The 18,560-nt window shown below is 70.2% G+C and carries 15 protein-coding genes and 1 pseudogene; 8 read left to right on the top strand and 8 right to left on the bottom strand.

Annotated elements, in window-relative coordinates:
• Positions 1-26 precede the first annotated feature (26 nt).
• Both HHL28_RS13335 and HHL28_RS13330 read left to right on the top strand, forming a co-directional pair.
• A complete protein-coding gene (locus tag HHL28_RS13335; protein WP_075772758.1) occupies positions 27-476 on the top strand; it encodes a DUF488 domain-containing protein in 450 nt (149 codons plus the stop codon).
• A gap of 164 nt (positions 477-640) precedes the next feature.
• A pseudogene (locus tag HHL28_RS13330) lies at positions 641-1,185 on the top strand (2OG-Fe(II) oxygenase).
• Between the two features lie 305 nt (positions 1,186-1,490).
• On the opposite strand, the gene HHL28_RS13325 reads toward HHL28_RS13330, so the two are convergent.
• The 3 genes from HHL28_RS13325 to HHL28_RS13315 form a co-directional block, all read right to left on the bottom strand.
• Entirely contained in the window at positions 1,491-2,393 is a 903-nt protein-coding gene (locus tag HHL28_RS13325; RefSeq protein ID WP_075773431.1) for a peptidylprolyl isomerase, read from the bottom strand.
• Between the two features lie 62 nt (positions 2,394-2,455).
• Positions 2,456-3,610 carry a hypothetical protein gene (locus HHL28_RS13320; RefSeq protein ID WP_404325736.1) on the bottom strand — a complete coding sequence of 385 codons (1,155 nt, stop codon included), beginning with the start codon at positions 3,608-3,610 and terminating at the stop codon, positions 2,456-2,458.
• Between the two features lie 73 nt (positions 3,611-3,683).
• Positions 3,684-4,307 carry a TetR/AcrR family transcriptional regulator gene (locus HHL28_RS13315; RefSeq protein ID WP_075773433.1) on the bottom strand — a complete coding sequence of 208 codons (624 nt, stop codon included), beginning with the start codon at positions 4,305-4,307 and terminating at the stop codon, positions 3,684-3,686.
• A 224-nt stretch (positions 4,308-4,531) separates the two neighbouring features.
• Here HHL28_RS13315 and HHL28_RS13310 point away from each other — a divergent pair, with 224 nt between their 5' ends.
• From HHL28_RS13310 to HHL28_RS13290, 5 genes are all read left to right on the top strand, one after another.
• Positions 4,532-7,465: a 2-oxoglutarate dehydrogenase E1 component gene (locus HHL28_RS13310; protein WP_075773434.1), complete on the top strand. Its 2,934-nt coding sequence runs from the start codon at positions 4,532-4,534 to the stop codon at positions 7,463-7,465.
• Positions 7,466-7,552: 87 nt separating this feature from the next.
• A complete protein-coding gene (gene odhB, locus HHL28_RS13305) occupies positions 7,553-8,788 on the top strand; it encodes a 2-oxoglutarate dehydrogenase complex dihydrolipoyllysine-residue succinyltransferase (RefSeq protein WP_169655268.1) in 1,236 nt (411 codons plus the stop codon).
• Between the two features lie 232 nt (positions 8,789-9,020).
• The gene (gene pyp / locus HHL28_RS13300) at positions 9,021-9,407 is read left to right on the top strand and encodes a photoactive yellow protein (RefSeq protein WP_083699294.1); all 387 of its coding nucleotides are present in this window, start codon (positions 9,021-9,023) and stop codon (positions 9,405-9,407) included.
• 14 nt (positions 9,408-9,421) lie between these two features.
• Positions 9,422-10,627: an AMP-binding protein gene (locus HHL28_RS13295; RefSeq protein ID WP_075772295.1), complete on the top strand. Its 1,206-nt coding sequence runs from the start codon at positions 9,422-9,424 to the stop codon at positions 10,625-10,627.
• Between the two features lie 269 nt (positions 10,628-10,896).
• A complete protein-coding gene (locus HHL28_RS13290; protein ID WP_075772296.1) occupies positions 10,897-12,702 on the top strand; it encodes a methyl-accepting chemotaxis protein in 1,806 nt (601 codons plus the stop codon).
• Positions 12,703-13,051: 349 nt separating this feature from the next.
• Here the strand turns inward: HHL28_RS13290 and HHL28_RS13285 are convergent, their stop codons facing one another.
• From HHL28_RS13285 to HHL28_RS13270, 4 genes are all read right to left on the bottom strand, one after another.
• Positions 13,052-13,531: a YchJ family protein gene (locus HHL28_RS13285; protein ID WP_075772297.1), complete on the bottom strand. Its 480-nt coding sequence runs from the start codon at positions 13,529-13,531 to the stop codon at positions 13,052-13,054.
• Positions 13,532-13,643: 112 nt separating this feature from the next.
• On the bottom strand, positions 13,644-14,228 hold the full coding sequence (locus HHL28_RS13280) for a thymidine kinase (protein WP_169655266.1): 585 nt from the start codon (positions 14,226-14,228) through the stop codon (positions 13,644-13,646).
• Positions 14,229-14,407: 179 nt separating this feature from the next.
• Positions 14,408-16,663, bottom strand: coding sequence for a methyl-accepting chemotaxis protein (locus HHL28_RS13275; RefSeq protein ID WP_075772299.1), 2,256 nt, complete (start codon positions 16,661-16,663; stop codon positions 14,408-14,410).
• Positions 16,664-16,841: 178 nt separating this feature from the next.
• Positions 16,842-17,663: a polyphosphate kinase 2 family protein gene (locus HHL28_RS13270; protein ID WP_075772300.1), complete on the bottom strand. Its 822-nt coding sequence runs from the start codon at positions 17,661-17,663 to the stop codon at positions 16,842-16,844.
• 143 nt (positions 17,664-17,806) lie between these two features.
• On the opposite strand from HHL28_RS13270, the gene HHL28_RS13265 reads away from it, so the two are divergent.
• Positions 17,807-18,040 (top strand): hypothetical protein, encoded by a 234-nt coding sequence (locus HHL28_RS13265; protein WP_075772301.1) that lies wholly within the window; start codon positions 17,807-17,809, stop codon positions 18,038-18,040.
• Here HHL28_RS13265 and HHL28_RS13260 read toward each other — a convergent pair.
• Complete coding sequence (locus HHL28_RS13260) at positions 18,000-18,536, bottom strand: GNAT family N-acetyltransferase (RefSeq protein ID WP_169655264.1); 537 nt, start codon at positions 18,534-18,536, stop codon at positions 18,000-18,002. The genes HHL28_RS13265 and HHL28_RS13260 overlap by 41 nt on opposite strands.
• Between the last annotated feature and the right edge of the window lie 24 nt (positions 18,537-18,560).

Below are 18,560 nucleotides of genomic sequence, written 5' to 3'. Positions count from 1 at the left end.
TGCGGCCAACAACCGGGGAGGGGACCATGGACCTGTTCACCATCGGCTATGAGGGGGCGTCGCAGCCCGCGGTGATCGCCGCGCTGAAGGGTGCGGGGGTGCGCACGCTGGTGGACGTGCGGGACCTGCCCTTGTCCCGCCGCGCCGGCTTCTCCAAGAAACCTTTGTCCGCCAGCCTGGCGGAGGCCGGCATCGCCTATGTCCACCTGAAGGGCCTGGGCACGCCGAAGGAAGGGCGCGTCGCCAACCACAAGGGCGACATGGCCCTGTTCTGGCACATCGTGGAGGACAAGCTGGCCACGCCGGAGGCCGCCCACGATCTGGCCCGGGCCGGCGGCATCGCGGGGGAGGGGCCCGCCTGCCTGCTCTGCTTCGAGGCGAGCCATGAGCACTGCCACAGGAAACGGGTGGCGGAGCTGCTGGCCGGGCAGCATGGTTTCGGCATCCGCCACCTCAGCCCGGACCCCGCCTTTTGACCCCCGACGTTCCCACCCGCCTCACCGCCCTGGACTGGCCCGCCCTGCTGGCGGAGCTGGATGCCCGTGGCGCCGCCCTGACCCCGGCGATACTGACAGCGGAAGAGTGTGCCGCCCTGACCGCCCTGTTCGACCGGGACGCGCTGTTCCGCAGCACGGTGGACATGGCCCGGCATGGCTATGGCGAGGGCCGTTACCGCTACTTTGCCGACCCGCTGCCGCCGCTGGTGGCCGGGTTGCGGGAAGCCGCCTACCGCCACCTCGCCCCCTTGGCCCGGGATTGGGCGCCCAAGGTCGGGATCGGCCACCCCATCCCCGACACGTTGCCTGAGTTCCGGCAAGTCTGCGCCGCCGCCGGCCAGACGCGGCCCACGCCCCTGCTGCTGCGCTATGGGGCGGGCGGGTGGAACGCCCTGCACCAGGACATCTATGGCGGCGTGGTCTTCCCCATCCAGATAGCGATCCTGCTGTCCCGCCCGGGCGAGGATTTCACGGGGGGCGAGTTCCTGTTGACCGAGCAGCGCCCCCGGATGCAGAGCCGGGGGAGGCCTTCGCCCCCACCCAGGGCCAAGCCATCCTGTTCGCCACCCGCCACCGCCCGGCCCGGGGCGCCCGAGGCACCTACCGCACCAACCTGCGCCACGGGGTGGCGACGGTGCGGTCAGGCACCCGCCACACGCTGGGCATCATCTTCCACGATGCGGAATGAGCCGCAGGCTCATTCCGCAAGGCCGGCGACCGCCGGCCCGCGCCCCCATGGGCGCGTGAGCCAAGCCCGCGGATGCGGGCGCCCGGCGCCTGAGGGAACACGAACAAGGCCGGCGACCGCCGGCCCGCGCCCCCATGGGCGCGTGAGCCAAGCCCGCGGATGCGGGCGCCCGGCGCCTGAGGGAACACGAACAAGGCCCGCGACCGCCGGCCCGCGGGCCCATGCCCGCGTAAGCCAAGGGCGCGGATGCGCCCGCGAGCCTGCCCCGGCCCCCGAGCCGGGGGCGTTTGAGGGAACTTCACAGATCAGCTACCCGGCGGGCGGCGCACCGGGGGCATGGCGTTGCACACGTCGATGCGGCCGGCGGGCAGGATGAAGAAATCGTCCTTGCGCTGACGCCGCGCCTCCACCCACGCGGCATAGGTGGGGCTGTCGCTGCGCAGCACCTGCAAGGGCTCCCGCTCCGCCTCCGGCACGTCGCTGCCCAGGCGGACGGCGGTGATCGGCGCCTGCTGCTCCGGCTTCTCATAAAAGCCCAGGTTCCCCGTGCCGCGGGGCAGGGCGGCCAAGTGCTCCATGCCCTTCAGCACCCGGCCCGCCAGGGTGATGACCCGGTCCAGGGCGCGGGGGCTGTGGCCGATGACCACGTACAGCTCCGCCCCGCTGCCGCTGTCCAGGGGCAGGCCGCGGCCCACGCCGACGATGCCATAGCAATGGGCCATCCACGCCTCACCCGACGCCGGGTCGCGGGCGGCGGGGAAGCTGCCCACGGCCCCCACCTCCGGCGCATAGGCGTCCGGGTCCGGCAGCTTGGCGAAGGGCAGGGACTTGGCGCCGCCCTTCACCGTGAACTCCGGCGGCAGGGACAGCTTGCCCACCTTGGCCGGCTTTTCCCCCCGGTCCTCCGGCCAACCCCATTGGGTGACGTAGTTGTCCTGCACCCGGACCACCATCACACCCTCGTACCAGCCCTCCCGGGCCAGGACGCGGATGTTGGCCACGTGGTTGGGCGCGAACTGGGGCGCCAGCTCGATCACCACCCGGCCGCCGGGCAGGGTCATGTACAGCAGGTTCTCCGGCTCCGGCACCCGCCAGTGCTCCGCCGGGGCGGCCTTCAGCACTTCTGCCGGGGTTGGGCGCTTGGCCTCCTGCGCCAGGGCGGGCGCGGCCAGCAGGGTCAGGGCAAGGGCGGCGGCGAGGCGGGACATTATGGCCTTCTTCTTTGGTGTCTGATGCCAGGGAGTGTCCCAGAAGCCCATCTTGTCGGCAACTAGGGTACCCGCTTCCCCGTGAACGGGTTCCACCCCGTGGCGGCCAGCACGGCCCAGGCGGTGGCGCCCAGGTGGGGGTGGCGGTAGTACAGGAAGTCGGCGGTGGTGCTGTCCGGGCCGATGGCCAGGCCCGTGGTGATGCTGGGCTTGCGGGTGGCCCACAGGTAGCCGCCGGGGCTCCATTCCTTCGCCAACTCCGCCAGGAACCGCGCGGCCAGGTCGGCCTGCCCCACGGCTTTGGCGGACAGGGCCCCCTGAGCGGTTCCCTCCACCCACAGCCCGTCCCGGTCGTCGTTGAAGTCCAGCCCACCTTCCGCCCCATGCGCCTTGGCGGCATAGGCCAGCGCCGGTGTCCAAGCCGCGGGCGCCCCCTCCAGCAGCAGGGGCCAGAGCTGGGCGTCCAGGCCGGACGTCCGCTCGTTGGGCGTCACCCCGTCCGGCAGGGTGCCGGTCAGGAAATGGCCCGTCCCCGGCCGGAACATGGCATCCACGAAGGCCCGCGCCGCCGCGGCGTGCCGGTCCCACCCCCCGCCCGGGTCCAGCCGCGCCATCCAGCCGAAGGCGGCCACCAGGTCCACATTGTGCTCCGTGGACTTCCAGCCGATGCGTACCGGGGCATCCTCGAACCCGTGCACCCCACCGGTGAAGCCGCCGGGCTCCTTGGGATCGGTCGTGTTCGCCACCACCCAGCGCAGCAACTTGGCCGCCGTCTCCTTGTACGAAGCCTTTCCCGTCGCCTCGTGCAGGGTCAGCAGGGCCAGCGCCGCCCAGGCCACGTTTCCCGTGGCCGTGCCCACCTGATAGGAGTCCTCCTCCCACCGCCCCGCCTTGTCGTTCCACCAGCCGGGCGGCAGGGGTTCGCCCACCAGCCCGGCGCGATAGGCATTGCGCAGCCGCCCCCGCTCTCCCGCCCGGTCCTTGGCCACCGCCAGCACCAGGGCATCGCCCACCCGCTGCGCCTCGGCCTGTTTCCCGCAGGCCAGCAGGGCGATGGCGGCCAAGGCGTTGTCATAGGTGAAGGCCGCATCCTTCAGGGACGGTTCGGGCAGGGCCCCGCGCCCCTCCGGCCCGTCATAGCTGCGCAGCAGGACGGGTTGCGTGCCGGGGAAGGCCGCCACCCGCTCCGCCAGCACCCCGCAGCCGCGGGAAGCCACCTCTTGTGCCACATCGGCCCGCGCGGGCCGGCCAGGGCCAGGGACACCGACAGGGCGAGGGCCAGCTGCCGCATCAACCGCCTCCCCGTATCCGCAGCCCCGCCACCAGCGTCCGCACCAACTCCTCCAGCAGCAGGTCCGGGTCGCTGCGGGTGACCCGGGCCAGGTTGCGGCTCACCGCCGCCTCGCACAGGCCGTTGACGCTGGTCCACAGCATGGTGGCGGCCCGTTCCAGGGCGTCCGCCTCGCCGGGGGCGAACAGGGGGGACAGGGCGCCCTCCACGGTGCGGCGCAGTGCCGCGACCTTCTCCAGGAACCAGCCCGGCACCGGGTCGTCGGTGGCCGGGGGGCGGTTGTCGATCAGGGCCAGGTACAGGTTCAGGTTCGACCGGGCGAAGCCCAGATAGGCCCGCGCCTGGGCCAGCAGCCGCGCCTCCGGCCCCGCATCCTGGCCCACGGCGGCGTCCGCCTCCCGCACCACCTGGAGAAGCCGGTCCAGCAGCTCCGCGTTCAGGTGCAGCCTTACGGTGTCCAGGTTTGGGTACAGGTTGTATAAGGTGCCGACGGAACACCCCACGGCTTGCGCCAGGTCCCGTGCCGTCAACCCGGCGAGGCCGTCCTTGGCCACCAACCGACGCGCCTCATGCAGGGCGGCCTGGGCCAGTTCGGGGCGGGGGCGGCGGGTGGTTGCGACCATGGTCGTTCTGTCCTGGCATAAGCCGCATCAGGCATTATCTGTAGCGTGCGGCGAGGCAAAGCTTTGCATGTAGTGCCCCAGGGCCCCCTACCTGCGCAACGGGCGGGAGGCAGCCACGGCGGCACTGCATATTGAAGCCCCTGAATCGCTGGCGTAAAACCTGACCGCTTTCCCAAGACCCGCCCGGCGCGACCCGCGCCAAAGGCCCCCGACCGGACAAACAAATGGCCCCCTACGACCAAGCACCGTCTGAGCGGCACTCCTTCCTGTACGGCGCCAACGGCACCTTCATCGCCGAGCTTTACGCCCGGTACCAGCAGGACCCCAACGCCGTTTCCCCGGATTGGCAGGGTTTCTTCGCCGAGCTGGGGGATGAGGGCCGGCAGGTCCTGGCGGAGTTGCAGGGCGCTTCCTGGGCGAAGACCGGCGCCAAGGTGATCGGCGCGGCCGACCCCGATGCCCCGCCCCCCGCGAAGCCCGGCAAGGGTGACAAGGCCGCTGCCCCCGCGCCCGCCGCGGCCCCCGCCGCCGGCATCACGCCGGAGCAGGTGCGCCAGGCGCAGCTGGACAGCATCCGCGCCCTGATGCTGATCCGCGCCCACCGCGTGCGCGGCCACCTGCTGGCCAAGCTGGACCCGCTGGGCCTTGAGAAGCGCGCCGACCACCCGGAGCTGGACTACCGCTCCTACGGGTTCACCGACGCCGACCTGGACCGCCCCATCTTCATCAACAACGTGTTGGGGATGGAGACGGCGACCCTGCGCCAGATCGTGGACGCGGTCCGCCGGACCTATTGCGGCCACATCGGCGTGGAGTTCATGCACATCCAGGACCCGGAGCAGAAGGCCTGGATCCAGGAGCGCATCGAGGGCATCCGCAACCAGACCGACTTCACCACGAACGGCAAGAAGGCCATCCTGCAGCGCCTGTCCGCGGCGGAGGGCTTCGAGAAGTTCCTGCAGCTGAAGTACACCGGCACCAAGCGCTTCGGCCTGGAGGGCGGTGAGGTGCTGGTCCCCGCCATCGAGCAGGTGATGAAGCGCGGCGGCCAGCTGGGCATGAAGGAGATCGTGCTGGGCATGGCCCACCGCGGCCGCCTGAACGTGCTGGCCAACGTGATGGGCAAGCCATTCCAGGCCATCTTCAGCGAGTTCCAGGGCAACGCCGCCCACCCGGAGGACGTGCAGGGCTCCGGCGACGTGAAGTACCATCTGGGCACCAGCTCCGACCGGGACTTCGACGGCAACGTCATCCACCTGTCCCTGTCCCCCAACCCCTCGCACCTGGAGGCGGTGAACCCCATCGTCTGCGGCCGCGTGCGCGCCAAGCAGTGCCAGGTGGGCGGCCAGATCCCGCCGACAGAGGAAAGCCGCGCCCAGGTGCTGGGCGTGCTGCTGCACGGCGACGCCGCCTTCGCCGGCCAGGGCCTGGTGCCGGAGACGCTGCTGCTGTCGGAGCTGAAGGGCTACCGCACCGGCGGCATCATCCACTTCATCATCAACAACCAGATCGGCTTCACCACCGCGCCGCAGTACGGCCGCTCGGGCCCCTACCCGACGGAGGTGGCGAAGTCCATCCAGGCGCCGATCTTCCACGTCAATGGCGACGACCCCGAGGCGGTGATCCATGTCAGCCGCATCGCCATCGAGTTCCGGCAGAAGTTCCTGAAGGACGTGGTGGTGGACATCGTCTGCTACCGCCGCCAGGGCCACAACGAGACCGAGGAGCCGGGTTTCACCCAGCCCCTGATGTACCGGGCGATCAAGAACCAGCCCACCACCCGGGAACTCTACGCCCGCCAGCTCGTGGCCGAGGGCGTGCTGAGCCAGGAGGAGGCGGACGGCATCGCCAAGGAGTTCCAGGCCCAGCTCGAGGCGGACTTCCAGGCCGCCACCAGCTTCAAGCCCAACAAGGCCGACTGGCTGGAGGGCAAGTGGCAGGGCCTGACCACCGCCGGCAACGATGACCGCCGCGGCCAGACCGCCGTGGGGTCCGACGTGCTGAAGGAGGTGGGGCTCGCCATCTCCAAGGTGCCGGACGGCGTGGCCGTCAACTCCAAGATCGTCCGCCAGCTCAAGGCCAAGCAGGAAGCCGTCGAGACCGGCGAGGGCATCGACTGGGCCACGGGTGAGGCGCTGGCCTTCGGCACCCTGCTGGTGGAGGGCACGCCCGTCCGCCTGTCCGGCCAGGACGTGGGCCGCGGCACCTTCTCCCAGCGCCACTGCGTGCTGGTGGACCAGGAGACGGAGGAGAAGTACGTTCCCCTGAACCACATCCGGCCCGGCCGCCAAGCGGTGTTCGAGGTCCATGACAGCCCCCTGTCGGAGGCGGGCGTGCTGGGCTTCGAGTACGGCTTCTCCCTGGCGGAGCCGCACGCCCTGGTGCTGTGGGAGGCGCAGTTCGGCGACTTCGTCAACGGCGCCCAGGTCATCATCGACCAGTTCATCAGCTCCGCCGAGTCCAAGTGGCTGCGCATGTCCGGCCTGGTCATGCTGCTGCCCCACGGCTTCGAGGGCCAGGGTCCGGAGCACAGCTCCTGCCGCATCGAGCGGTTCCTGCAGCTCTCGGCGGAGGACAACTGGCAGGTCTGCAACATCACCACGCCGGCCAACTACTTCCACGCCCTGCGCCGCCAGGTGCGCCGCGACTTCCGCAAGCCGCTGATCATCGCCACGCCCAAGTCGCTGCTGCGGCACAAGCAGGCGGTCAGCCCGCTGGCCATGTTCGCGGAGGGCCAGACCTTCCACCGCGTCCTCCCCGACGAGGGCGTGGAGGTGGCGGGCGAGAAGGTGCGCCGCGTCGTGCTCTGCACCGGCAAGGTCTATTACGACCTCTATGCCGAGCGGAAGGCGCGGAACGTCAACGACATCGCCATCGTCCGGCTGGAGCAGCTCTACCCGTTCCCGGCCAAGACCCTGGCGGCGGAGCTGGCCAAGTACCCCAACGCCGACGTGGTCTGGTGCCAGGAGGAGCCGGAGAACCAGGGTTACTGGTTCTTCACCGACCGCCGGATCGAGAAGGTGCTGGCCGACATCGGCCACAAGGCAGGCCGGCCGAAGTACGCGGGCCGGCCCGAGTCGGCGGCCCCGGCCACCGGCCTGCTGAAGCGCCACAACCAGGAGCAGGCGAAGCTGCTGGACGACGCGCTGTCGGCCTGACCTGCCCCTTAGCGTGCTGATTGACTGAAGCCCGGCCGGGAAACCGGCCGGGGAGCCTCACGGGAACGAGAAGAAGGCCTGATAACCATGGCGACGGAAATCAAGGTGCCCACGATGGGCGAGTCGGTGACGGAAGCGACCGTCGCCCGTTGGCTGAAGAAGGTCGGTGACACGGTCCAGGCGGACGAGGTCCTGCTGGAGCTGGAGACCGACAAGGTCAACGTGGAGGTCAACGCCCCCACCGCAGGCACCCTGACGGAGATCGTCGCGGACGAGGGCGCCAACGTGGCCGTGGGCGCCCTGCTGGGCGTCATCGGCGAGGGTGCCGCCGCCCCCGCGCCGAAGCCCGCCGCGGCCCCGGCCGCCGCGCCTGCCCCCGCCGCCCCGGCTCCCACCCCGGCCCCGGCCGCCGCGGCGCCGGCCGCCGGTGCCGGCGTGATGCCCGCCGCCCGCAAGATGGCGGAGGACAACAAGGTCGACGCCGCCTCCATCGCCGGCACCGGCAAGGACGGGCGGGTGACCAAGGGTGACGTGATCCAGCACCTGGAGACGCGCCCCGCCGCCCCCGCGCCCGCCCCGGCACCGCGTCCGGCCCCCGCCTCCACCGGCCCGCGCCCCCGCGCCGACCAGGAGGAGCGGGTGAAGATGACCCGCCTGCGCCAGCGCATCGCCGAGCGGCTGAAGCAGGCCCAGGACACGGCCGCCATGCTGACCACCTTCAACGAGGTGGACATGACGAACGTGATCGCCATGCGCAACCAGCTGAAGGACGCCTTCGAGAAGAAGCACGGCGTGAAGCTGGGCTTCATGTCCTTCTTCGTTAAGGCCGCCATCGTGGCCCTGAAGGAGCTGCCGGCGGTCAACGCGGAGATCGACGGCACCGACCTGGTCTACAAGAACTACTATGACATCGGCGTCGCCGTCGGCACGCCCCAGGGCCTGGTGGTCCCGGTGGTGCGCGACGCGGACAAGCTGTCCTTCGCCGGGGTGGAGAAGACCATCGGCGAGCTGGGCAAGAAGGCCCGCGACGGCAAGCTGTCCATCGACGAGCTGTCGGGCGGCACCTTCACCATCTCCAACGGCGGCGTCTACGGCAGCCTGATGAGCACGCCGATCCTGAACACGCCCCAGTCCGGCATCCTGGGCATGCACAAGACCATGGACCGCGCCGTGGTGGTGAACGGCAAGGTCGAGGTCCGGCCGATGATGTACCTGGCGCTCTCCTATGACCACCGCATCATCGACGGCCGCGAGGCCGTGACCTTCCTGGTGCGGGTGAAGGAGTGCATCGAGAACCCGGAGCGCATCCTGCTGGACGTCTGAACCCGTCCCGGACAGCACCAGTCCTGCCAAGCGCCCCGCCCGGGAAACCGGGCGGGGCGTTCGCTTTTCCGGACAGGGCGGGCCGATTACCACGGGAATGTCTAGAAAGTGGTAATTGTTTAGAACCGATTGAAAGCAATCTACCCCGATCTATTTCGCCCCTCGTGACCGGTACGGCCGGAGGCCCGTGGTGGGTTGGGGCCGTTCATGCCAACAGGATGGGGGCTTTTTCATGCTAGGCTTGGAAATGGTGGAGTTCGGCAAGGCCGACATCGAGAACGTGATGGCCGGCATGTCCAAGGCCGAGATCGACGGTTTGGCCTTCGGCGCCATCCAGTTGGACGCCAAGGGCACCATCCTCCAGTACAACATGGCCGAGGGCCAGATCACCGGCCGCGACCCCAAGGCTGTAGTGGGCAAGAACTTCTTCACCGACGTGGCGCCCTGCACCAACACCCCGGCCTTCAAGGGCGCCTTCGACGCCGGCGTCAAGGCGGGCACCCTGAACACCATGATCGAATACACCTTCGATTATGAGATGAAGCCGACCAAGGTGAAGGTGCACATGAAGAAGGCCCTGGTGGGCGACAGCTACTGGGTCTTTGTGAAGCGGCTCTGACCGGGGACAAGGCCATGGCCTGGTGGCGGGAGGACGGGGCCGTCCGGCGGCTGGTCGCCGACCTGTTGGCGGGGGAACTGGCGCGGCTGCGGCCGGGCCAACCCTTGCCGCCCGCCACCACCTGGGAAGACGGGCTGGAGATTGGCCCCGGCGGCCTGGGCGCCGACAGCCTTGAACTGGTCACCCTCGCCACCACCCTGGTGGAACTGCTGCAACTCCAGAACGCCGGGCTGGAGGATTACCTGCTTGCCCGGCGCACCCTGGGCGGCTGGGTGGGGGTCGCCGCCGCCTCCCTGGCCCGCTGTGACGGGGAACTGGTGTTCCGCACCTCCGGCTCCACCGGCACGCCCAAGCCCTGCCGCCACGCCCTGGCCGGCCTGGAGGGGGAGGCGGCCGTCCTGGCCGACCTCCTGTCCGCGCCGGAACCGCCACGCCGGCTGCTGGCCGCCGTTCCCTGCCACCATATCTACGGCTTCATCCACACCCTCCTGCTGCCGAAGCATCTGGGCATCCCCGTGCTGGACGTGCGCGGCAAGCTGCCCGGCAGCGTCGCTGCCCTGCTGCGGCCCGGCGACCTGGTCATCGGCTTCCCCGAGTTCTGGGCCACCCTGTTGCGCCTCGCCCCGGCCTTGCCGCCCGGCGTCACCGGCGTGACCAGCACGGCCCCCTGCCCGGACGCCGTGGCCGACGGGCTGCGGGCAAGGGGGCTGGCCCGGCTGGTGCAGGTCTATGGCTCCAGCGAGACCGCCGGCATCGGCTGGCGTGACGACCCGGCCATGCCCTACCGGCTGTTCCCCCGCTGGTCCGCCACCCCGGACGGCACGGCCCTGCGCCGCCAGGGCGGCGACCCGCTGCCCCTGCCGGACCAGGTGGACTGGGAAGGCCTCGACCTGTTCCGCGTGGGCGCGCGGCGGGACGGGGCGGTCCAAGTGGGCGGTACCAACGTCTTCCCCGACCGGGTGGCCGCGATCCTGCGCGAACATCCCGGCGTGGCCGATGCCGCCGTGCGCCCCTTCCCGGCGGGGGAGGGGCTGCGCCTGAAGGCGGCCGTGGTGCCCGCCGCCGGGCAGGACCCGGATGCCCTGCGGGCCGACCTGGACCGCTGGGCCGCTACCCGCCTCACCCCGGCGGAACGGCCCCGCAGCCTGGTGCTGCTGGACGCCTTGCCGCGCACCACCCTCGGCAAGCCTGCCGACTGGCCCCTGCCCGACCCCGGCTGAAACCGGCCGAGCCCTGGTCGTCTGGAAACCGGCACCACCGTGGTTCCCGCCGGCAGGCACCCCATGCCTGGTTGCATCGGAAAACGGGTCTAGGTGGAATGCCACTTTCGGAAGATATGCCGAGCCGAAAGTTCTGCGGCCTGTCGCTTCCGTCCCGCGCGAAACTGACGCACCATCCGATATATCGGGTTGCCCCTGCTCGCAGGGCAGGGGCACCACCGGCACGGTGACCGGGCAACAAAAAGCCCGGCACAGACCTGGGAGGTTCCATGCGGTCGCTCACCATCCGTGCCCTGTCCCTCTCCATCGCGGCCGCGCTTGGCCTCAGCGCCGCGCTGATGGTGGCGGGCTATGTGCTGATGAACCGGGCGCAGGGGGAAGTCGGCGCCGCCTACAAGTCCCGCTACGACAGCTACCTGCTGGCGGATGAGCTGCGGCAGAGCAGCGATGACCTCACGCGCCTCGCCCGGGTCTATGTGCTGACCCAGGACCCCGCCTATGAGCAGCAGTACCTGGACATCGTCGCCATCCGCAACGGCCAGAAGCCCCGGCCCCAGGAATACAACCGCATCTATTGGGACTTCGTCGCCGCCGACGGCAAGAAGCCGCGGCCCGACGGGGAAACCGTGGCCCTGCTGGACCTGATGAAGCGCGCCGGCTTCACGGAGGAGGAGTTCGGCCGCCTGCGCCAGGCCGCGGCCAACGCCGACGGGCTGACCAAACTGGAAACCCAGGCCATGAACGCCGTGAAGGGCCAGTTCGACGACGGCCAGGGTGGCTTCACCGCCAAGGGCGACCCGGACCCGGTGCTCGGCCGCCGGCTCCTGCACTCCGCCGACTACCACCGGTTCAAGGCCGAGATCATGCGGCCCATCGACGAGTTCTTCGTGCTGCTGGACAAGCGCACGGGTGACGCGATCCGCACGGCAGAGGCGCGGGTGAAGGTCTGGGCCAGCATCCTGGCGGTGGCGTCCCTGATGCTGGCCGTGTCCGTCGCCGCCACCGTCTGGGTGCTGCGCCGCCGGGTGGTGGGGCCCATCGGGCGCATCACCGCCACCCTGACCCGCCTCGCCGCCAACGACCGCGCCGTGGCCGTCACCGACACCGACCGGGCGGACGAGCTGGGCGACATGGCAAGGGCCGCGGAGGTGTTCAAGCGCAACCTGGAAGAGACGGAGACCCTCCGCCGGGAACAGGCCGCCGCCGACCAGCGGGCGCGTGAGGAGCGCAAGGCCACCCGCGCCCGCTTCGCCGAGGAGTTCGAGCAGATGGTGGCGGAGAAGATCAGCCACCTGGCCCGCGCCGTGGGCACCCTGCGTGAGGGGGCGCAGCACATGCTGGGCACCGCCGACGACACGTCCCACCGCTCCGGCGTCGTGGCCTCGGCGGCGCAGCAGGCCACCGGCAACGTCCAGACCGTGGCCGCGGCGGCAGAGGAACTGTCCGCCAGCGTGTCAGAGATCGCCCGCCAGGTGGTCGGCGCCTCCCGCGTGGCGGAACAGGCGGTGGCAGAGGCCACGGCCACCCGCGGCAGCGTGCGCGAACTGGCCGACGCCGCCCAGCGCATCGGCGCCGTGGTCCAGCTCATCCAGGACATCGCCAGCCAGACCAACCTGCTGGCCCTGAACGCGACGATCGAGGCGGCGCGGGCGGGCGACGCCGGCAAAGGCTTCGCCGTCGTGGCGGGGGAGGTGAAGAACCTGGCCACCCAGACCGCCAAGGCCACGGAGGACATCCAGGCCCAGATCCAGTCCATCCAGGCGGAGACGACCCGTGCCGTCACCGCCATCGAGGGCATCAGCCGCACCATCGGGGAGATCAGCGGCATGACCGGCGCCGTGGCTGCCGCGGTGGAACAGCAGGGCGCCTCCACCCATGAGATCACCCGCAACGTCCAGCAGGCCGCCGGCGGCACGCAAGAGGTCAGCCGCACCATCGCCGGCGTCAGCACCGCCGCCGCCGACACCCGCCAATCCGCCGGCACCCTGCTGCGCTCCGCCGAGGAACTGGGCGAACTGGCCCAGGCCCTGCGTGGCGACGTGGACGGCTTCCTGAAGCGCATACAGGTGGGGTAGGCAGCGTTACTGCAAGGCCCTGGAGGTCACCCCGGGCTTGACCCGGGGCCCTTGGGAAAGCGGACGTGCAGATGGCGCGGCAGCGGGCCTGAAGAATTTCACCAAGAAGACAAGAAGGACACGACGTAACAATCATCAGGCCGCTGACGGGTCGCGCAGCCGCCTCCGAAATCCCTGCGGGGCAGACAGAGACTTATCAGGAAGTTTCTTCGTTTACTCCCTTGGTGTTCTTCGTGTCCTTCGTGTTTCAAGCTCTTTCCGCCCCCGCTGCCGCGCCATCTGCATTGAGGCTTTCCCAAGGGCCCCGGCTCAAGGCCGGGGTGACCTCAGGTTCCTTGCAGGAAGGGGCTCACGCCCCGTGGCACTTCTTGTACTTCTTGCCGCTGCCGCAGGGGCAGGGGTCGTTGCGGCCCACCTTCTCCACCCGGCGGGGGCGTTGGCCCATGATGCCGTCCACGTACCACCAGCGGCCCTCCGCCTTCTGGAAGCGGCTGGTCTCATGGTGCACCAGGTCCTTGCCCTGCATGCGGAACTTGGCGACGAACTCCACCCAGCCTTCCGTGTCGTCCTCGCCGCCGCCCTCGGTGGCGCGCACGTCCAGGCCGGTCCAGGTGGCTTCCTTGGACCACTGGTCCACCTCGGCCTTGTTGAAGTCGGCCCGGGTCTCCGGCAGCAGGGTCTGCTCCAGGTAGTCGATGTTGTTGACCGCGAAGGCCGAATAGCGCGACCGCATCAGCGCTTCCGGTGTCGGCGGGACGGCCGCGCCGGCCAGGTAAGGCTCGCAGCACTGGGCGTAGGCGCGGCCGGAGCCGCAGGGGCAGGTATCCATGCTATCCACGGGAAGGGTTCCACTGGGAAGGGTAAAGCGTCTCACGCCCGGTTAGCCCATCCGGGCCGCTTCGTCAAACTCCCCAAGCCGGGGAGGCGAGGGGACGGGCCCCTCAGATCTCCAGCGCCAGCTCCACGCCCGGCCGCTGGCTGTGGTCATGCCAATGGGCGTTGCAGCGGGGCTCGTACAGGTCGGCCTGGCCCAGCTCCACCCGCCGGTCGTTGCGCTGCTTCTTGAAGGTCTTGGTGGCGTCCACGCCGCAGACGGCGCAGCGGGACCGCAGCTTGAACACCTTGTCGGCCATGGCCAGCAAGGCGGCGGTCACGGGGAAGGGGCGGCCCTGCCAATCCATGTCCAGCCCGGCCACCGCCACCTGGACGCCTCGGGCCAGCAGGCCGCGCACGTCCTCCACCAGGTCGCCCTCGTAATGGGGGGCGCAGCAGAACTGCACCTCGTCGATGAAGACGGCGGTCACGTCCGCCGGGACCTCCGGCATGCGGGTGACCGGGATGGCGTCGAAGCCGATGCCGTCATGGTTCACCACCTTCGTCTCGGAATAGCGCACGTCGAAGGCCGGCTTCAGCAGCATGATGCGTGAGCCGGTGCCATGGATGTGCCAGACGGCGTGCTTCAACATCTCCGTCGACTTGCCCGAGAACATCGGGCCACACACCACCTCAAGCTTCCCGTACGCCAAGACCCGCTCCCCCCAATCGGTCGAACGGGAGTCCTAGCGCAGGACGGGGCTTGGTGGAATGGCTTCGCACCGGTTTGCAGTTTTCCTGCTTCCCCTGCTTTCGCAGGGGAAGCGGGAGGGCCGGTTGAGAGCGGGTTGCTGCCATACCCGTGACTGAGCGCTTCTGCGGGGCACCCCCCTCACGCCGCTTCCGGCACCAGCTTGTGCATCAGCCGGTCGGCGGTGGCCCGGGTGGCGTCGTCCAGGCGGAACTGGACCCGCAGCAGGTGCTTGTCGCGGTTGATCACCCGGCCATCGACGCGCAGGCCGTTGGTCTCCAGCGTCACCTCGGCCCCGTCCGGGGCGTCGGCCGGACCTTCCAGGGCGCAGCCACCCATGCCCAGATCGACCAGGGTCATGGGGAAGTCCGTGGCGGCGCCGCGGCGGCCGCGGACGGTCAGGGTCGCCGCGGCCCGCACGGGATGGCGTTCGAACTGGCGGCGGTCGCCGGCCCTGGCCATGGCGGTCAGGAACTCCTCCACCTCCGCCCGCAGCCGCTCCGACTGCTGTGACAGCTCACCCGCGGCCGACAGGAGCTGGGTAGAGGCCACCTTGGTGAACTCCGCGCTTTCCTGCACCTGGTCCAGGGTGCTGGTGACCACCTCCGTCCGGCTGGCGGCCTCGCCCACGTTGCGGCTGATCTCTCCCGTGGCGGCGCCCTGTTCCGTGACGGCAGAGGCGATGGCGCCGGAGTTGCCGTCCACCTCGGCGATGGTGCGGGCGATCAGGCCGATGATGTCGATGGCATGGCCGGCCGCCGACCGCACGGCATTGACCTTGGACTGGATGTCGTCGGTGGCCTTGGCGGTCTGCATGGCCAGGCTCTTCACCTCGCCCGCCACCACGGCAAAGCCTTTTCCGGCGTCGCCGGCCCGGGCCGCCTCGATGGTGGCGTTCAGGGCCAGCAGGTTGGTCTGGGCCGCGATCTCATGGATGAACTCCACCACCTGGCTCACCCCGGCCACCACGCCGGCCAGCTCGTCCACCACGGTCTTGGCCCGGTCCGCCTCCGCCACGGCCTGGCGGGTGGTGCCGGCGGTCCTCTCCACCTGTGCGCCGATCTCCGCGCTGGCAGAGGTCAGCTCCTCCGCCGCGGTGGCCACGGTTTGGGCGTTCTGGGTGGCAAGGCGGGCCGTCTCGATGGCCTCCATGGTGCGCTCGGTGGTCTGGTCGGCCTGTTGCGACAGGCCGGCGGCGGTGGCCTCCAGCTCCGTCGCCGCGGCGGCCACGCTGCGCAACTGGCCGCTCACCGCCAGTTGGAAGTCGCGGGCCAGGGCCTCCAAAGCCTCCTGCCGGCGAGCGCGGGCGGCGTTCTCCCGCTGTTGCAGGGCCTCCAGCTCCCGGTTGCGCAGGGCGTTCGCCCGGAACACGCCCATGGCCCGGGCCATGGCGCCCACCTCGTCGGCCCGGCCCTCATGCTCCACCTGCACCGACAGGTCGCCCTCCGCCAGCCGGCCCATGGAGCGGGTCAGGCCGCCCAGGGGCGCCAGCACGCCGCGGATGACGAAGGCCAGCACCAGGCCGGCCGCCAGGGCGAACAGCACCAGGGTTACCAGCAGGGTCTGGAGCTGGTCCGCCCTGAACCCGGCGATGCGCTTGTCCAGCAGGCGGGTCAGCTCGGCGCTCGCCACGGCATAGAAGGCCTCCGTGTCCTTCAGCACGCCCAGCGCGTCCGCCTCCGCCAGGGCGGCCTTCTCCGCCTTGGCGGTAAAGGCCACGGCGGTGGCCTCGGCGCGCCTGTAGGCCGCGTCCAGGTTCTGCTTCAGGCTGCCGTCGGCATTGCCGCTGTAGCCCGACGCGACGGAGGCGGCGATGCCGTCCGTCACCGTCTTCAGCCCGCCCAGGTTGACATACAGCCCGACCTTCTCCTCCGCGTCGACGGCGCCGTCGGCGAAGATGGCTTTGGACAGGGCCTGCATGGCCGTGACCCGGTCCACCAGGTCCGGCAGCTTAAGCAGGACCAGGTCCATCACGTAATAGCTGTCCAGGTCCGGGTCGAGGATCAGGTTCGACTTGTCGCCCACCCTGGACACCAGCGCCCGCAGCGCCTCCCGCGCCGTGGCGTCATCCTTGCCGCCGGCCTTCTTCAGGGTGTCCAGCAGCGTCGCCACATGGGCGGCGCTTTCCATCCCCTCGCCATGGGCCGTTTCCAGCTTCTGAACCGCGCCCGCCAGCTTGGCCGTGTCCAGGGCGGCCCCGGCCACGCCGGCCCGCGCCATCTCGAACTGCACGGCGGTCAGACCTTTCAGGTAGGCGGCGCCATCCTCCTCCTTGCGGGCGAAATCGATGGCGACGTTCTGGGAGTTGACCAGGGCCACCAGCAGGAAGCCGACGGGAAACAGGAACAGCAGGGAGGCGAGCCCCAGCTTGTGCGCGATACCCAACGACCGAAGCATGGTGGAAGCCCCCTGACGGATGGTTACCCCTTTGTTACGCAAAAGGATTACCGATCCGTCAAGGACGACGCAATCTTTGCTGTTTGCCTCATTGGGATAGGTAGACCACCCGGTAGCCTGCCCTAGTTTTCGGCAGCCGGTGCCAAGGACTGCTACAAGATACCTGTCCCGCGACCATTCACAACTCAATGCCCAGCAAGTCGGCGGCGGCCCGCTGCACTTCCGGGTTCACGGGCGGCGGGCTGATGTCGACGCCCTCGCCCAGCACCTTCACCACGGACCGCAGCACCGCCACCCGCGCGTACCACTTGGCGTCGGCCGGGATGGCCATCCAGGGGGCGTAGGTGGTGGAGGTCTTGGCGAACATGTCGTCGATGGCGTCCTCATAATCCGGGCGGCGGTCCCGGTTGCGCAGATCCTCGACCGTCAACTTCCAGCGCTTGTAGGGGTTGTTCATCCGCTCCTTGAAGCGGTTCAACTGCTCCTCCGGCGTGAGGTGCAGGAACAGCTTGACGATGCGGGCCCCGTCGTCGGTCAGCAGCCGCTCGAACTCATTGATCTCATCATAGGCGCGGCGCCATTCCGGCTTGGTGGCAAAGCCCTCCACCCGCTCCACCAGCACCCGCCCGTACCAGGACCTGTCGAAGATGGAGAAGGTGCCGGGCTCCGGCAGCCGCTCCCAGAAGCGCCAGAGGTAATGCCGCCCCTGCTCGGACTTGGTGGGGGCGGCGATGGGCCAGACATGGGCGCCGCGGGGGTCCAGCTTCTCCGTCAGGCGGCGGATGGCGCCGCCCTTGCCGGCGGCGTCCCAGCCCTCGAACACGATCACCGCCCGCCGGCCCGTGTGCCAATAGGCCTGCTGCACGTGCAGGACCGTCTCCTGCAGCTTGCCCAGTTCCGACTCATAGGCCGCGCGGTCCACCATGCGGTGGGCCTTGGTGTTGATGGTTTTCAGCTTGGGCGGCTTGTCCACCAGGGTGATGGGCGTACGATGGGCCATGGCTCCCTTCCGTCTTGGTTTGTCCCCAGCATAGCCGGCCGGGGCACCCGGGGAATGAGCCACGTCAACACAGGTTCCCATCGCCGCGGCACGCCCGCCGCCCGCCGCTGTTGCCAGGGGAAGCCCCTTGCAGGAGAAGCCCCATGGCCAGCGACACCGCCGACGACCGCCAGCCCGCCATCCCCGAGACGCCCGCCACCCCGGCCGCAGGTGGCGCGGACCAGCCCGCGCCCCCCAGCCGCGTGCTGAACAACTCCCAACAACCCGGCTCCGTCGGCCGGGCGGACATGGACCAGATGGACCTGGACAGCCTGCGCCGCCAACGGGATGAGGACATCAACCCCAGCCGGGCGCGGGAGGAGGGGGTGGGGGAATAGCCTCCCCCCGTCGTAGCACGAACCGGCACCAGGGCTGGCCCTCCCGCTCCATCATCCCGGCCTCCCGGAAGCCCAGCTTTCGCAGCACGACGAGGGAGGCCGCGTTCCCCGGCCGCGCCCGGGCCACCACCTCCGCGAGGCCGAACCGGCCAAAGGCCAGGTCCAGGCAGGCGCGCGCCGCCTCCGTGGCGTAACCCTGCCCCCAGGCGGCGCGGAACAGGCGGAAGCCCAGGTCCACCTCGCCGGTGGCGTCGTCCCGGCTCAGCCCGCACCAGCCGATAAAGTTCCCCTCCGCCCTCCGATACAAGGACCAGCGGCCGAAGCCGTGCCGCCGGTACCGGTCATATCCGCGGATCAGCGCCGCCGCCTCCGCCACATCGGCAAAGGGCGCGTCGCCGGTATGGCGCAGCACCTCCGGGTCGGCGTTCAGCGCCAGGAACAGGGGCGCCTCCGCAAGGCTGAACTCCCGCAGGTCCAGCCTCGCGGTCCGGGCCATCACCATCCCCAAGGGCGAAGGGCC

Origin of the sequence: Aerophototrophica crusticola, assembly GCF_012913305.1 — a bacterium.
Classification (GTDB): domain Bacteria; phylum Pseudomonadota; class Alphaproteobacteria; order Azospirillales; family Azospirillaceae; genus Niveispirillum; species Niveispirillum crusticola.
The sequence above is the reverse complement of the archived record's forward strand: the minus strand, read 5'-3'. Positions and strand labels throughout refer to the sequence as shown.

Bases quoted from the DNA above. Each gene is read 5' to 3' on its own strand.
- HHL28_RS13270 (WP_075772300.1), bottom strand. From the start codon at position 17,663: ATGGCCCATCGTACGCCCATCACCCTGGTGGACAAGCCGCCCAAGCTG.
- HHL28_RS13265 (WP_075772301.1), top strand. From the start codon at position 17,807: ATGGCCAGCGACACCGCCGACGACCGCCAGCCCGCCATCCCCGAGACG.
- pyp (WP_083699294.1), top strand. From the start codon at position 9,021: ATGCTAGGCTTGGAAATGGTGGAGTTCGGCAAGGCCGACATCGAGAAC.
- HHL28_RS13285 (WP_075772297.1), bottom strand. From the start codon at position 13,531: ATGGATACCTGCCCCTGCGGCTCCGGCCGCGCCTACGCCCAGTGCTGC.
- HHL28_RS13290 (WP_075772296.1), top strand. From the start codon at position 10,897: ATGCGGTCGCTCACCATCCGTGCCCTGTCCCTCTCCATCGCGGCCGCG.
- odhB (WP_169655268.1), top strand. From the start codon at position 7,553: ATGGCGACGGAAATCAAGGTGCCCACGATGGGCGAGTCGGTGACGGAA.
- HHL28_RS13315 (WP_075773433.1), bottom strand. From the start codon at position 4,307: ATGGTCGCAACCACCCGCCGCCCCCGCCCCGAACTGGCCCAGGCCGCC.
- HHL28_RS13295 (WP_075772295.1), top strand. From the start codon at position 9,422: ATGGCCTGGTGGCGGGAGGACGGGGCCGTCCGGCGGCTGGTCGCCGAC.
- HHL28_RS13335 (WP_075772758.1), top strand. From the start codon at position 27: ATGGACCTGTTCACCATCGGCTATGAGGGGGCGTCGCAGCCCGCGGTG.
- HHL28_RS13275 (WP_075772299.1), bottom strand. From the start codon at position 16,663: ATGCTTCGGTCGTTGGGTATCGCGCACAAGCTGGGGCTCGCCTCCCTG.
- HHL28_RS13325 (WP_075773431.1), bottom strand. From the start codon at position 2,393: ATGTCCCGCCTCGCCGCCGCCCTTGCCCTGACCCTGCTGGCCGCGCCC.
- HHL28_RS13310 (WP_075773434.1), top strand. From the start codon at position 4,532: ATGGCCCCCTACGACCAAGCACCGTCTGAGCGGCACTCCTTCCTGTAC.
- HHL28_RS13260 (WP_169655264.1), bottom strand. From the start codon at position 18,536: ATGGCCCGGACCGCGAGGCTGGACCTGCGGGAGTTCAGCCTTGCGGAG.